This window comes from Rhodopseudomonas faecalis (genome assembly GCF_003217325.1).
Lineage (GTDB): Bacteria > Pseudomonadota > Alphaproteobacteria > Rhizobiales > Xanthobacteraceae > Rhodopseudomonas > Rhodopseudomonas faecalis.
Genome location: NZ_QJTI01000001.1, coordinates 115044 through 129107 on the forward strand (window position 1 = coordinate 115044; position 14064 = coordinate 129107).

12 protein-coding genes are annotated in these 14064 nt (G+C 65.7%); 8 read left to right on the top strand and 4 right to left on the bottom strand.

All coding sequences use genetic code 11. From position 1 onward, the window contains the following. The first annotated feature begins 198 nt into the window (after positions 1-198). From BJ122_RS00575 to BJ122_RS00610, 8 genes are all read left to right on the top strand, one after another. Positions 199-1695, top strand: a complete 1497-nt coding sequence (locus BJ122_RS00575) for a CoA-acylating methylmalonate-semialdehyde dehydrogenase (protein WP_110779254.1) — start codon at positions 199-201, stop codon at positions 1693-1695. Between the two features lie 11 nt (positions 1696-1706). After that, complete coding sequence (locus BJ122_RS00580) at positions 1707-2852, top strand: isobutyryl-CoA dehydrogenase (RefSeq protein ID WP_110779255.1); 1146 nt, start codon at positions 1707-1709, stop codon at positions 2850-2852. Further along, positions 2849-3934 carry an enoyl-CoA hydratase/isomerase family protein gene (locus tag BJ122_RS00585; RefSeq protein WP_110779256.1) on the top strand — a complete coding sequence of 362 codons (1086 nt, stop codon included), beginning with the start codon at positions 2849-2851 and terminating at the stop codon, positions 3932-3934. The genes BJ122_RS00580 and BJ122_RS00585 overlap by 4 nt, the downstream gene beginning before the upstream one ends. A 34-nt stretch (positions 3935-3968) precedes the next feature. Further along, positions 3969-4856, top strand: coding sequence for a 3-hydroxyisobutyrate dehydrogenase (gene mmsB, locus BJ122_RS00590; protein ID WP_110779257.1), 888 nt, complete (start codon positions 3969-3971; stop codon positions 4854-4856). Positions 4857-4985: 129 nt separating this feature from the next. Then, on the top strand, positions 4986-6710 hold the full coding sequence (locus BJ122_RS00595) for an AMP-binding protein (protein WP_110779258.1): 1725 nt from the start codon (positions 4986-4988) through the stop codon (positions 6708-6710). Positions 6711-6804: 94 nt separating this feature from the next. Next, positions 6805-7287 (top strand): MaoC family dehydratase, encoded by a 483-nt coding sequence (locus BJ122_RS00600; protein ID WP_027277535.1) that lies wholly within the window; start codon positions 6805-6807, stop codon positions 7285-7287. 17 nt (positions 7288-7304) lie between these two features. Beyond that, a complete protein-coding gene (locus tag BJ122_RS00605; RefSeq protein WP_110779433.1) occupies positions 7305-8222 on the top strand; it encodes an SDR family NAD(P)-dependent oxidoreductase in 918 nt (305 codons plus the stop codon). A gap of 384 nt (positions 8223-8606) precedes the next feature. Beyond that, on the top strand, positions 8607-9842 hold the full coding sequence (locus tag BJ122_RS00610) for a TIGR03862 family flavoprotein (protein WP_110779434.1): 1236 nt from the start codon (positions 8607-8609) through the stop codon (positions 9840-9842). A 166-nt stretch (positions 9843-10008) separates the two neighbouring features. On the opposite strand, the gene BJ122_RS00615 is transcribed toward BJ122_RS00610, so the two are convergent. The 4 genes from BJ122_RS00615 to BJ122_RS00630 form a co-directional block, all read right to left on the bottom strand. Further along, positions 10009-11832, bottom strand: a complete 1824-nt coding sequence (locus tag BJ122_RS00615) for an ATP-binding cassette domain-containing protein (protein ID WP_110779259.1) — start codon at positions 11830-11832, stop codon at positions 10009-10011. Positions 11833-11849: 17 nt separating this feature from the next. Continuing rightward, entirely contained in the window at positions 11850-12329 is a 480-nt protein-coding gene (locus BJ122_RS00620; RefSeq protein ID WP_027277531.1) for a YaiI/YqxD family protein, read from the bottom strand. Positions 12330-12457: 128 nt separating this feature from the next. Further along, positions 12458-12964 (bottom strand): dihydrofolate reductase family protein, encoded by a 507-nt coding sequence (locus tag BJ122_RS00625; protein WP_110779435.1) that lies wholly within the window; start codon positions 12962-12964, stop codon positions 12458-12460. Positions 12965-13060: 96 nt separating this feature from the next. Then, positions 13061-14032: a polysaccharide deacetylase family protein gene (locus BJ122_RS00630; protein WP_110779260.1), complete on the bottom strand. Its 972-nt coding sequence runs from the start codon at positions 14030-14032 to the stop codon at positions 13061-13063. Positions 14033-14064: the final 32 nt, after the last annotated feature.

Here is a 14064-nt window from a genome sequence, read left to right on the forward strand (position 1 = left end):
CGCGCACCGCGCGCCGCAGCAGCAATGGGACGGTCTCCAGTCAACAGCGTTGACCTGCCGCCTATTCAACGTTTGGCGGTTTGCCGCCCCTGAGGGACGGCGATAAGCTGCTAACAGGATTGCGTGCGGGGCCTCTTCCCAAACGCGCCAAAGCCTGTTCAAAGACTATGCAAATCTAAGCTTACCCGGAGGAAACGCATGCGCTCGATTGGGCATTTTATTGCTGGCCGTGAAGTGGCTGGAACGTCAGGACGGTTCGCCGACGTGTTCGAACCGATGACCGGCGAGGTCCAGGCCAAGGTCGCGCTGGCAACCAAGGCCGAGCTGCGTGCCGCCGTCGAGAATGCCAAGGCCGCGCAGCGCGACTGGGCGGCCACCAATCCGCAGCGCCGCGCGCGCGTGCTGATGAAGTTCCTGGAACTGGTGCAGCGCGACTATGACAAGCTCGCCGAGCTTTTGGCGCGCGAGCATGGCAAGACCATTCCGGACGCCAAGGGTGACATCCAGCGCGGTCTTGAAGTCGTTGAATTTGCTTGCGGAATTCCGCATCTGATGAAGGGCGAATACACCGAGGGCGCCGGCCCCGGCATCGACATCTATTCGATGCGCCAGCCGCTCGGCGTGGTCGCCGGCATCACCCCGTTCAACTTCCCGGCGATGATCCCGATGTGGAAGTTCGCCCCGGCGCTGGCCTGCGGCAATGCCTTCATCTTGAAGCCGTCGGAGCGCGACCCCGGGGTGCCGATGGCGCTGGCGGCGCTGCTGATCGAAGCCGGGCTGCCGGCCGGCGTGCTCAACGTCGTCAATGGCGACAAGGAAGCGGTCGACGCGATCCTGGACGATCCGGATATCCGCGCCGTCGGTTTCGTCGGCTCCTCGCCGATCGCGCAGTACATCTATGAGCGCGCCGCGGCCACCGGCAAGCGCGCGCAGTGCTTTGGCGGCGCCAAGAACCACGCCATCATCATGCCCGATGCCGATCTCGACCAGACCGTCGATGCGCTGATCGGCGCCGGCTATGGTTCGGCCGGCGAGCGCTGCATGGCGATCTCGGTGGCGGTGCCGGTCGGCAAGGCCACCGCCGATGCGCTGATGGAGAAGCTGATCCCGCGCGTCGAGAAGCTGAAGATCGGGCCCTCGACCGATCCGTCCGCGGATTTCGGTCCGCTGGTGACGCGCGAAGCGCTGGAGCGGGTCAAGAACTACGTCGAGATCGGCGTCAAGGAAGGCGCGACGCTGGCGGTCGATGGCCGCGGCTTCAAGATGCAAGGCTATGAAAACGGGTTCTACATGGGCGGCTGTCTGTTCGACAACGTCACCCGCGACATGCGCATCTACAAGGAAGAGATTTTTGGGCCGGTACTGTGCGTCGCGCGCGCCCACGACTACGCTGAAGCGCTGGCGCTGCCGTCCGAGCATGATTACGGCAACGGCGTTGCGATCTTCACCCGCGACGGCGACGCGGCGCGCGACTTCGCGGCCAAGGTCAATGTCGGCATGGTCGGCATCAACGTGCCGATCCCGGTTCCGATCGCGTACTACACTTTTGGCGGCTGGAAGCGTTCGGGCTTCGGTGACCTCAACCAGCACGGCCCGGATTCGGTGCGCTTCTACACCAAGACCAAGACCGTGACCTCGCGCTGGCCTTCGGGTGTCAAGGAAGGCGCCGAGTTCGTCATCCCGACCATGAAGTAAGCGCGGACGCGATGCAGTTCACGCTCAATGACGATCAGCGCGCCATACGAGATATGGCGCGCGACTTCGCCGCGGAGAAGATCGCCCCGCACGCGCTCGCGTGGGACGAAGAGAAGCATCTGCCGCTCGACGTGATCCGGGAAGCGGCGGCGCTCGGCATCGGCGGCATCTATATCAACGACGATGTCGGCGGCAGCGCCATGACGCGGTTTGACGCCGCGCTGATCTTCGAGGCGTTGGCCACCGGCTGCCCGGCGGTGTCGGCTTTCATCTCGATCCACAACATGGCGGCGTGGATGATCGATCGCTACGGCGACGACGCCCAGCGCCAGAAATGGCTACCCAAGCTGTGTACCATGGAGTGGGTGGCGAGCTATTGCCTCACCGAGCCAGGCTCGGGCTCGGATGCCGCGGCGCTGCGCACCCGCGCGGTGCGCGACGGCGATGACTATGTGCTCAACGGCCAAAAGCAGTTCATTTCAGGCGCCGGCAGCAACGACCTCTATGTCGTGATGGCGCGTACCGGCAGCGAGGGCGCCTCGGGCATCTCGACGCTGGTGGTGGAGCGCGACACGCCCGGCCTGTCGTTCGGCGCCAATGAGCGCAAGATGGGCTGGAACGCGCAGCCGACCCGCTCGGTGATTTTTGAGAATGTCCGGGTGCCGGTCGAGAACCGGCTCGGCGATGAGGGCATCGGCTTCAAGATCGCGATGGCCGGGCTCGATGGCGGCCGGCTTAACATCGCGGCGTGCTCGCTCGGCGGCGCGCAGGCGGCGCTCGACAAGACGCTGAACTACATGCGCGAGCGCAAGGCGTTCGGCAAGCGGCTCGACGAGTTCCAGGCGCTGCAATTCCGGCTCGCCGACATGGCAACCGAACTGGAAGCGGCGCGCACCTTTCTGTGGCGCGCGGCCGCGGCGCTCGACCGCAAGGACCATGATGCCTCGACGCTGTGCGCGATGGCCAAGCGCTTTGGCACCGATGTCGGGTTCAACGTCGCCAATGAGGCGCTGCAATTGCACGGCGGCTACGGCTATCTCAGCGAATACGGCATCGAGAAGATCGTGCGCGATCTGCGCGTGCACCAGATTCTCGAAGGCACCAATGAAATCATGCGTCTGATCGTGGCGCGGAAATTGATCGAGGGCGCGCGATGAGTGAGACCATCACTGTGGATCAGGCCGAGGGCGATCTGATCGCGCGGCGCGAGGGCGCGGCCGGCGTGCTGCGGCTGAACCGGCCCAAGGCCATCAACGCGCTGACGCTGGAAATGACCCGCGTGATCGAGGGCGCGATGGCGTCATTCGCCGCTGATCCTGAGGTGGCTTTGGTGCTGATCGAAGGCGCCGGCGAGCGCGGGCTGTGCGCGGGCGGCGACATTGTCGGGCTCTATCACAGTGCGCGCCAGGGCGGCGATCTCGGCCCGGTGTTTTGGCGCGAGGAGTACATCGTCAACGCCAACATCGCCAAATATCCAAAGCCGTATGTTGCGTTCATGGACGGCTTGGTGATGGGCGGCGGCGTCGGTCTGTCGGCCCATGGCAGCCACCGCATCGTCACCGATCGCACCAAGATCGCGATGCCGGAAGTTGGCATCGGCTTCTTTCCCGATGTCGGCGGCACCTGGCTGTTGTCGCGCGCGCCGGGCGAGGTCGGCACCTATTTCGGCCTGACCGGCGAAATCATGAATGGCAGTGACGCGATCTATGCCGGCTTCGCCGACGCGCTGGTGCCGGCCGCGAATTGGCCGGAGCTGCGCGCCGCCTTGACCGCGGCGCCGGCGAATGCCTCGGCGCAGCAGGTGCGCGACATCATCGGCCGCTTTGCGGTCACGACCGAGCCCGGCACCGCGCGGCGCCACCGTGCGGCGATCGACCGGCTGTTCGCGCATGACAGCATCGAAGCGATCGCCGCGGCGCTCGAGGCCGACGGATCGGAATTTGCGCAAGGCGCGCTGAAAGCGCTGCGCAGCAAATCGCCGACCAGCCTGAAGGTGACGCTGCGGCTGCTGCGGCAGGCGCGTCAGGCGCCGTCGCTGGAAGCGTGCCTGATCCACGAATATCGCGCCGCGCTGCAAGTGTTCGCCAGCGCCGAATTCATCGAGGGCGTGCGCGCCGCGGTGATCGACAAGGACCGGCAGCCGAAATGGCAGCCGGCGCGGATCGAAGATGTCGATGATGAAATTGTCGGGCGCTACTTCGCCCATCGGGGAGCCAACGAGCTGACATTCCCGACCTAACCAACGCGCAAAGCAGAACAGACGAGGGCAGGAAATGACCAACATCGCATTCATCGGTCTCGGCAATATGGGTGGGCCGATGGCCGCCAATCTGGTGAAGGCCGGCCATCAGGTGCGTGGCTTCGATCTGGTCGAAGCTTCGCGCGAGGCGGCCAAGGCCGACGGCGTCACCATCGCGGCGAGCGCCGTTGAGGCGGTCAGCGGCGCCGAGGTGATCGTCACCATGCTGCCGGCCGGTAAGCATGTGCTGGCGGTGTGGACCGAGGTGCTGCCGCACATCGCCAAGGGCGCGCTGCTGATCGACTGCTCGACCATCGACGTTGCCAGCGCGGTCGCCGCGCATCAGCTTGCGCAGCAGCAGGGCGTGCACTCGGTCGATGCGCCGGTGTCGGGCGGCACGGGCGGCGCCAAGGGCGCGACGCTGACCTTCATGGCCGGCGGCGAGGCCGCGGCGTTCGAGGCCGCCAAGCCGGTGCTCGACAAGATGGGCAAGAAGATCGTGCATTGCGGCGCTGCCGGCGCAGGCCAGGCCGCGAAAATCTGCAACAACATGCTGCTCGGCATTTCGATGATCGGCGTCAGCGAAGCTTTTACGCTCGCCGAAAAGCTCGGCCTGTCGCATCAGGCGCTGTTCGACGTCGCCTCGACCTCTTCAGGGCAGTGCTGGTCGCTGACCAGCTATTGCCCGGTGCCGGGTCCGGTGCCGACCTCGCCGGCCAACAACAGCTACAAGCCGGGCTTCGCCGCGTCCTTGATGCTCAAGGACCTAAAATTGTCGCAGGACGCGGCGCATAGCAGCGGCGCGGTGACGCCGCTCGGCGCCCATGCCGCCGAACTCTATGCCGAGTTCGAACAGGCCGGCCATGATGGTGCGGACTTCTCCGGCATCATCAATTTCCTGCGCGAGCGCGCGGCCAAGTAATCGTCTTCGTCATTGCGCGGAGCGATCTAGACCGCGCCAATGCGTGGCTGGATTGCTTCGTCGCTTCGCTCCTCGCAATGACGAGGTGAGTGTTTTGAATCGGCATTGGCCCTATTTCGAGGTGTCGCCATGACCACATTCCAGCAAGCCCGCGCCTTTCTGCTCGAACATCGCACTGATTACGCCAAGGCCGTCGCCGAATTCCGCTGGCCCGACCCGATCGATTTCAACTGGGCGCTCGACTGGTTCGACGCCGAACTGGCGAGCAAGCCGGGTAGCCGCGACCAGACCGCGCTGTGGATCGTCGAGGCCGCCACCGGCAACGAAACGAAGCACAGTTTTGCGGAGCTGTCGCGCCGCTCTAATCAGGTCGCCAATTTCCTGCGCGCGCAGGGCCTGCAGCGCGGCGATCATCTGCTGTTGCTGCTCGGCAATGTGGTGCCGCTGTGGGAAACCATGCTGGCGGCGATCAAGCTCGGCGTGATCGTGATCCCGGCGACCACGCTGCTGACACCGGAAGAACTGCGCGACCGGCTCGATCGCGGCGCCGCCAAGCTGGTGGTGGCAGCGCAGGATCAGGTCGCGAAGTTCGATGGCCTTGGCGATAGCTCGTTGCAGCGCGTGGTGGTCGGCGGCGGCGTGGCGCCCGGTTGGACGCCGTTCGAGCAGACCGCGGACTATCCCGAGACCTTTGTGCCGGATGGGCCGACCCGGCCCGATGATCCGATGCTGCTGTACTTCACCTCCGGCACCACCGCGAAGCCAAAACTGGTGCGGCACAGCCAGCGCAGCTATCCGGTCGGCGCGCTGTCGACCATGTTCTGGCTCGGGCTGCAGCCCGGCGACGTGCATCTCAACATCTCGTCGCCCGGCTGGGCCAAGCACGCCTGGAGCTGCTTCTTTGCGCCCTGGAACGCCGGCGCCACGGTGTTCGTGGTCAATCAGCCGCGCTTTGAGGCCAAGAGTCTGCTCGCCACCATGGTCCGCTGCGGCGTCACCACGCTATGCGCGCCGCCGACCGTGTGGCGGCTGTTCATTCAGGAGCCGCTTGCGGAGTACAAGGTTGCGCTGCGCGAAGTGTGCGGCGCTGGCGAGCCGCTCAATCCGGAAGTGATCGATCAGGTGCGTGCCGCCTGGGGGCTGACGATCCGCGACGGCTATGGCCAGACCGAAACCACGGCGATGATCGGCAATTCGCCCGGGCAGCCGATCAAGATCGGCTCGATGGGCCGGCCGCTGCCGGGCTACAGCATCGCGATCACCGATGTCGATGGCCAGCCGGCCAAGGAAGGCGAGGTGACGCTGCTGCTCGGCGCCGCGCGGCCCGCCGGCCTGATGCAGGGCTATCAGGGCGAGGGCGGCAAACTGTCCGGAACCGATGGCGAGGTCTATCGCAGCGGCGACGTGGTGTTTTGCGACGACGATGGTTATCTCACCTTCGTCGGCCGCTCCGATGACGTGTTCAAATCCTCCGACTACCGCATCAGCCCGTTCGAGCTGGAAAGCGTGCTGCTGGAACACGAGGCGGTGGCTGAGGCCGCGGTGGTGCCGACGCCGGACCCGATCCGGCTGGCGATTCCAAAGGCCTATGTGATCCTGACCTCGGGCCATGAGCCGAGCCGCGAGCTGGCGCTGTCGGTGTATCAGCATCTGCAGGCGCGGCTGTCGCCGTTCAAGCGCATCCGGCGCATCGAGTTCGTCACCGAACTGCCGAAAACCATTTCGGGCAAGATCCGCCGCGTGCATCTGCGCCGGCTCGAGCACGACAACAACCACGCTGATGCCGCGCGCGGCGTCGAATTCCGCGAGGAGGAGTTTGCCGAGCTGCAAAGCACCCGCAGCACGGCACGCTAGAGCAGGCCACGGAACTACACGCAAAAATCGCTTGGCGTGCAGCCGTGTCCCGTGGAATGTGCGCCGCAATAACAATGATTGCGGTGGAGGCGATATGAGTGCGGTGGTGGAGCGTGACGTCTATCTCGGCCTGGTCGGCCAGGAGATCGGCGTATCTTCGTGGCATGTGGTGGATCAGCAGCGCATCGACGTGTTCGCCGATGCCACCGAGGATCACCAGTTCATCCATGTCGATGCCGAGCGCGCCAAGCGCGAAACGCCGTTCGGCGGCACCATCGCCCATGGCTTTCTGACGCTGTCGCTGCTCAGCGTGTTTTCCTACGAAGCGATGCCGACCATTGCCGGCACCGTGATGGGCGTGAATTACGGCTTTGACAAAGTGCGGTTCCTGTCGCCGGTGCGCGCTGGCGCAAGGGTGCGCGGCCGCTTCACGCTCGCGGAAGCAAATCTGCGCAAGCCGACCGAGCTGCTGACGCGCTCCACCATCACCGTCGAAATCGAAGGCGAGCCGAAGCCGGCGCTGGTCGCCGACTGGCTCGGCCTGATCTATCTGGCTCCGCAAGCCATCCCCGCTTGAACCTGCAGGACACGCACATGACGATCAGATTTGACGGACGAGTGGCCATTGTCACCGGCGCGGGCAACGGGCTCGGCCGGGCTCACGCGCTGGGCCTCGCGGCGCGCGGCGCCAAGGTGGTGGTCAATGATTTCGGCGGCGCGCGCGACGGCACCGGCGGCTCGATGACCGCGGCGGAAACCGTGGTCGAGGAGATCCGCAAGGCCGGCGGCATCGCGATCGCCGACGGCGCCGACGTCTCCAATTTCGAGCAGGTCAAGGCGATGGTCGACAAGGCCACCGCCGAGTGGGGTGCGGTCGATATCCTGTGCGCCAATGCCGGCATTTTGCGCGACAAATCGTTCGCCAAGATGGAGCTGGCCGATTTCGCCAAGGTGCTCGACGTGCATCTGGTCGGCAGCTTCTATTGCTGCAAGGCGGTGTGGGACGGGATGCGCGAGCGCAACTATGGCCGCATCGTGCTCACCACCTCATCCTCGGGCATGTATGGCAATTTCGGCCAGGCCAATTACGGCGCGGCCAAAGCCGGCATGATCGGCCTGATGAATGTGCTGGCCGCGGAAGGCCGCAAGACCGATATCCGCGTCAACACCATCTCGCCGACCGCGGCTACCCGCATGACCGAAGAACTGCTGCCGCCGCAGGCGCTGGCGCTGATGAAGCCGGACGCGATCACCCCAGCGGTGCTGTATCTGCTCAGCCAAGACGCGCCGACCCGCACCATCATGGGCGCCGGGGCCGGCTCGTTCGCGGTGGTCAAGCTTTTGGAAAGCGAAGGCCTCAATCTTCCGGAAGACCAGTGGACCCCGGACGCGATCGCCGCGCATTTTGCGGAGATTTCCGACATGTCGAAGGCGCAGGCGCTGGAAGGCGCGTTCCAGCAGACCCAGAAATACGTGGCGCAGGCCGCCGCGCGGCTCGGCCTCAAGATGTGAGGCGCTGCCGCGGCCTGAGGCTCGCCGCGGCATCTCCACGCTCTCGCTGTCATCCCGGGGCGCGCGCAGCGCGCACCCGGGATCTCGTTATTGCCCGCGCCGGATTCCGGGTTCGCGAGCTGTCGCTCGCGCCCCGGAACGACGGCCGCAAACGGTGTGCTGCCCGCATTCCGGAATGACGGATTGCAGTCCGGGCGCGATTGAACCATTGCTACGGCTGATCGTGAGCCCGGTGATACCAGCGGTTCCCAAAAATGGTCCGTCATGCCCGCGCTTGTCGCGGGTATCCACGTCTTAACCGACGTGCAGGATCAAAGACGTGGATGGCCGGGACGAGCCCGGCCATGACGGGGAGGTGCGTATCACTAGCCGTTGGTATGGACCGTGACAGAATCTGACATCATCGACGTCGCCATCATTGGCGCGGGCCCGGCCGGCCTGATGGCGGCCGAGGTCGCCGCAGAGGGCGGCGCGCGCGTCACCATTTTTGACGGCATGGCGGCGCCGGGCCGCAAATTGCTGCTGGCCGGGCGCGGTGGCCTCAACCTGACCCATAGCGAGCCACTGGCGACGTTTCTCACGCGCTATGGCGCGGCGGCCGACTGGCTGACGCCGGCGATCACGGCGTTTCCGTCCGACGCGCTGCGCGCCTGGTGCGATGGCCTCGGGCAGCCGACCTTTGTCGGCAGCAGCGGCCGGGTGTTTCCGCAAGCGATGAAAGCCTCGCCGCTGCTGCGCGCCTGGCTGAGCCGGCTGGCCGGGCTCGGCGTCACGCTCCACTTAAAACACCGCTGGCACGGCTGGCGCGACGACGGCGCGCTGCTGTTCTCGACCCCGGCAGGCGAGCAGGCGGTGACGGCGCGCGCCAGCGTGCTGGCGCTTGGCGGCGCGAGCTGGCCGCGACTTGGCTCCGATGGCGGCTGGGTCCCATTGCTCGCCGCCAAAGGCATCGGGGCCGCGCCGCTGAAACCGGCCAATTGCGGCTTTGTGGTCGGCTGGTCGGAGCTGCTGCGCGAGCGTTTTGCCGGGCAACCGCTCAAGGGCGTCGACGTTCGCTTTGGCGAGCGGCGGCTGCGCGGCGAAGCCATGATCACCCGCGATGGCTTGCAGGGCGGCGCGATCTACGCGCTGTCAGCAGCGCTGCGCGACGCGATCGATCAGAACGGCGAGGCGACGCTGCATCTTGCGTTGCGGCCCGATGTGCCGACCGCGCAGCTTGCGTCAAAACTGGCCGCGCCGCGCGGCAAACAATCGCTGGCGACGTTTTTGCGCAAGGCGGCGCAATTGTCGCCGCAGGCGATCGCGCTGCTGCAAGAGGCCGCGCATCGGCTGAAGCGGCCGCTGGCATCTTTCGCGCCGGGCGAGCTTGCTGCATTGATCAATGATCTGCCGCTGCGGCTGGTCGCGACCGAGCCGATCGAACGCGCGATCTCAAGCGCCGGCGGCATTGGCCGCGAGCAATGCGACGATGATTTCATGCTGCGGCGGCTGCCGGGTGTGTTCGTGGCCGGCGAGATGCTGGATTGGGAAGCGCCGACCGGCGGCTATCTGCTCACCGCTTGCTTTGCCACCGGCGCTGCCGCCGGGCGCGGCGTGCTGCGCTATCTCGCCGGGAAGTGAGCGGCGCGGGCGGCGTTACCGCGACGATGATCCGAACCAGTGATCCGTCATGCCCGCGCTTGTCGCTTGTATCCACGTCTTAACAGCGCTGCAGCAGCAAAACGTGGATGGCCGGGACGAGCCCGGCCATGACGTGTAGAGCGGTTGGTGTCAAGGTCTATTGTTACTACGAGCCCTCGATTTCCTCGCGCAGCATTTCCAGTTCCAGCCAGCGATGCTCGGCCTCGTGCAGCGCTTCGTGGGCCTTGGCGATTGCCGCCGACACCTTGTCGAATTTGGCGCGGTCGCGGGCAAAGAGCTGCGGATCATCGAGCGCGCGCTGCAGCTCGGCAATTTCGGCTTCCAGCTTGGCGATGGTTTTCGGCAGCGTTTCCAGCGCGTGCTTTTCGTTAAAACTGAGCTTGCGCTTCGGTGCCGGTGCGGCGGCCTTGGTGTCGGTCCTGTCCGCCTTGGCGGCATCGCTTTTGGCGGCGGTGCCCTTGACCGCTTCGCGCGTCAGATCAGCGCCGCGCTGCGCCAGCATGTCGGAATAGCCGCCGGCATATTCGATCCAGCGGCCATTGCCTTCCGGCACGATCACCGAGGTCACGACGCGATCGAGAAAATCGCGGTCGTGGCTGACCAGGATCACCGTGCCCTCATAGTCGCCGAGCATTTCCTCGAGCACGTCGAGCGTTTCCAGATCGAGATCGTTGGTCGGCTCGTCGAGCACCAACAGGTTCGACGGCTTGGCCAGCGCCCGCGCCAGCATCACCCGGCCGCGCTCGCCGCCGGACAGCGCCTCCAGCGGGGTGCGCGCCTGCTGCTGCGCGAACAGAAAGTCCTTCATGTAGCCGATCACATGACGCGGCTTGCCGCCGACCATCACGGTGTCGCCGCGGCCGCCGGTCAGGGCTTCGCTGAGCGTCGATTTCGGATCGAGGCTGTCGCGGCTCTGATCGAGCGTCGCCATTTCCAGATTGGTGCCGAGCCGGATCGTGCCGGAATCCGGCGCGCTGACGCCGGTCAGCAGATTGATCAGCGTGGTCTTGCCGGCGCCGTTCGGGCCGACGATGCCGATCCGGTCGCCGCGCTGAATGCGGATCGAAAAATCGTCGACGATGGTGCGGCCGTCATAGCTGCGGCTCACCGACTTGGCTTCGATCACCAGTTTTCCGGATTTGTCGGCCTCGACGGCCGCCATCGCGGCATTGCCGACGCTGCCGCGATAATTGCGGCGCTCGCTGCGCAGCGCGTGCAGATTGGCGAGCCGCTTGACGTTGCGCTTGCGCCGGCCGGACACGCCGTAGCGCAGCCAATGTTCCTCGGCGACGATCTTGCGATCGAGCTTGTGCTGTTCGCGTTCTTCCTCGGCGAGCAGATCGTCGCGCCATTGCTCGAAGGCGGCAAAGCCGCGGTCGATCTGCCGCACTGTGCCGCGATCAAGCCAGGCGGTGGCGCGCGACAGATTGGTCAGGAAGCGGCGGTCGTGGCTGATGATCATCAGCGCCGCCTTGCGCGCGGCGAGGTCGTTTTCCAGCCATTCGATGGTGGTGAGATCGAGATGGTTGGTCGGCTCATCGAGCAGCAGAATGTCGGGATCAGGCGCCAGAATGCGCGCCAGCGCCGCGCGCCGCGCTTCGCCGCCCGACAGATGCGCGGGATTTTCATCACCATGCAGGCCGAGCTGTTCGAGGAGGTAAGTGGCCTTGTAGTGGTCGTCGCCCGGCGCCAGCCCAGCCTCGACATAGGCGAGCGTGGTCGCAAAGCTGGAAAAATCCGGCTCCTGCGGCAGATAGCGCACCGTGGCGCCCGGCTGCACAAAGCGGCTGCCATGGTCGGGCTGCACCAGCCCGGCCACGATTTTCAGCAGCGTCGATTTGCCCGAGCCGTTGCGGCCGATCAGGCAGAACCGATCGCCAGCGGACACGGTCAGTTCGACGCCGGCGAGCAGCGGCGCGCCGCCAAAAGTCAGCGCGATGTCTTTCAGTTGAATCAGCGGAGGCGCCATAACGGGTCTGGTGTCGCTCAGGTGTGCGGTTGATCGGCCCGCGCGCGCTGCAGGCGGCGGATGGTGGCGTCGAGCGTCGACAGGAAGGTAGAGCGGTCGCGCGGCGAAAAGGCGCGCGGTCCGCCGGTGACTTCGCCGGATGAGCGCAGCTCGGTCATCAGATTGCGCACCGCCAGCGTCATGCCGATCGACTCTTCGGAATATGGCTTGCCGTTCGGCGCGATCACGGTGGCGCCGGCTTTGACGCAGCGATCGGCGAGCGGGATGTCGGCGGTGATCACGATGTCGCTCGGCCCGACCCGGGCGGCGATCCAGTCGTCGGCGGCATCCATGCCGTGGCCGGCGGCAATGCGCTCAACCAGCGGATCATGCGGCACCCAGATGAAACCGCCAGCGACGATGCTGACCGGCACCCCATGCCGGAACGCCACTTTGTAGATTTCGTCTTTGACCGGACAGGCGTCGGCGTCAACATAGATGCGAATGGCGGTGGTCACGGCAGGTTCCGGTTATGGCGGCAGAAGAGGGCAGGCGGTCGCGACTGCTGCCGTAGCATTCCGCCGCCCGATCAACAACGCTCGGGGCAGGTCGTGGTGTTGATCATTGGCAGGGCAGAGCCCGGGCTTCAGCCGCGCCGCCAGGCAGTAACGCGCACGTCATCGGCGGGATCGAGCAGCGTAACCTCGTGCGGTGACAGCCCATGCGCCGCGAGCAGCTGTTCCGGGGTTTGCGCCGGCACGCCCGGAAAGCACGGCTCGCCGCCGGGCAGGCGCACGCGCGGCGCCTGCGACAGCCAGAACGTGTCGTACCGATCGAAGAACAGTGCGAAGATTTCCGGCCCGCCGATGATCGCGGCGGTGCCGGCGGTGACGCCAGCCTGCGCGCAGGCGTCGTCAAACGACGCACCGGCCGGGTTCCAGAGCGTGGCGTTCGGGTTGCTCGGATCGGGCGTCAGCGCCGCCACTTTGCGGGTGGCGATGATGCGGCGGCGGCGCGGCGAGTTCGGCTGATCCTCAAACGAATTGCGGCCGTGCACGATCAGATCGGCACGCTCGAGCGCGTCATTGAAGAAGCGCTGATCGCCCGGGAATTTCAGCGATTCCGGCATCAGGCCCGCCGCATCCGCGAGCATGCCGTCCGCGGACACGATCACATAGCCTTCGATCGCCAGCTTTGATGACTGCGACTTCACCACCTCGACGACAGGTCCCAAAACTGTGCGCGAGGATTATTCGGCAACGGTCTGCACCACGCTCGACACCGGGCGCGCCGACACGGTCGGTAGCTTGCTGTCCTTGGCGAGCGACTCGTCATAGGAGGCGATGGTCTGCAGCTGCGCCTTGGCGCGCATATGCACCACTTTGTAGCCGCCAGCCTTCAGCTTGCGCAGCAGCTGAGGCAGCGCCTCGGCCGTGTGCTTTTGGAAATCATGCATCAAGATGATGCCCTTGCCGTTCTTGTCGAGCTTGCCCATCACGGTCTCGACGATCTTGTCGGCGTTTTTGGCGCGGAAGTCGAATGAATCAACGTCGCAGGAGTAGATCGCGACATTGCGGTTGCCGAGATAGGTGACCATGGTCGGCGGGTGCTGCAGCGCCGGGAACCGGAAGAATGGCGCCGGCGCGCCGCCGATCGCCCATTTCACTGCGCTATAGCCCTTTTCGATCTCGTCGATCTGCTGCTGTTCGGACAGCTTCTTGTTGTTGAGATTGGCGTGCGACCAAGTATGCGCGCCGACCGTGTGACCGGCGGTGGCGACCTGTTTGAGAATTTCCGGGTAGTAGGTGGCGTGCTTGCCGATCGGGAAGAAGATCGCCTTGGTGCATTCTTCGCCGAGTGCTTTGAGCACGGCCGGGGTGTTGACCGGCCAGGGGCCGTCATCGAAGGTCAGCACCACTTCCTTGTCGCGCAAGAAATCGAGCTGCTTGAAATGCTCGAAGCCGAAGCCTGGGCCGCCGGTGGTGTCGATCTCGACCACCCGGCCGACGCCGAGTGCATCGGGATTGGCGCAGGTGTTCTTGATGGCCGCAGGGGCGGCGGGAGCCGGGGCCGCCGCTGGCGCAGCGGCCGCGGCAGGTGGTGTCGGTGCGGAACCAGCGCTGCGCGACGTTGCCGGCTGCGCTGAGCTTTGTGCCCATGCAGCCACCACCACGCCAGCCGAGACAGCACCCGCAATCAGCAGTCCTGCCGCAACGCGCATCGACTTCTCCTTCGTTCGACTCCCGATATTCC

Excerpts from the sequence above, each read along its gene's own strand:
- BJ122_RS00615 (WP_110779259.1), bottom strand. The coding sequence starts at position 11,832 with ATGGCGCCTCCGCTGATTCAACTGAAAGACATCGCGCTGACTTTTGGC.
- BJ122_RS00600 (WP_027277535.1), top strand. The coding sequence starts at position 6,805 with ATGAGTGCGGTGGTGGAGCGTGACGTCTATCTCGGCCTGGTCGGCCAG.
- BJ122_RS00605 (WP_110779433.1), top strand. The coding sequence starts at position 7,305 with ATGACGATCAGATTTGACGGACGAGTGGCCATTGTCACCGGCGCGGGC.
- BJ122_RS00630 (WP_110779260.1), bottom strand. The coding sequence starts at position 14,032 with ATGCGCGTTGCGGCAGGACTGCTGATTGCGGGTGCTGTCTCGGCTGGC.
- BJ122_RS00580 (WP_110779255.1), top strand. The coding sequence starts at position 1,707 with ATGCAGTTCACGCTCAATGACGATCAGCGCGCCATACGAGATATGGCG.
- BJ122_RS00585 (WP_110779256.1), top strand. The coding sequence starts at position 2,849 with ATGAGTGAGACCATCACTGTGGATCAGGCCGAGGGCGATCTGATCGCG.
- BJ122_RS00595 (WP_110779258.1), top strand. The coding sequence starts at position 4,986 with ATGACCACATTCCAGCAAGCCCGCGCCTTTCTGCTCGAACATCGCACT.
- BJ122_RS00575 (WP_110779254.1), top strand. The coding sequence starts at position 199 with ATGCGCTCGATTGGGCATTTTATTGCTGGCCGTGAAGTGGCTGGAACG.
- BJ122_RS00625 (WP_110779435.1), bottom strand. The coding sequence starts at position 12,964 with ATGCTCGCGGATGCGGCGGGCCTGATGCCGGAATCGCTGAAATTCCCG.
- mmsB (WP_110779257.1), top strand. The coding sequence starts at position 3,969 with ATGACCAACATCGCATTCATCGGTCTCGGCAATATGGGTGGGCCGATG.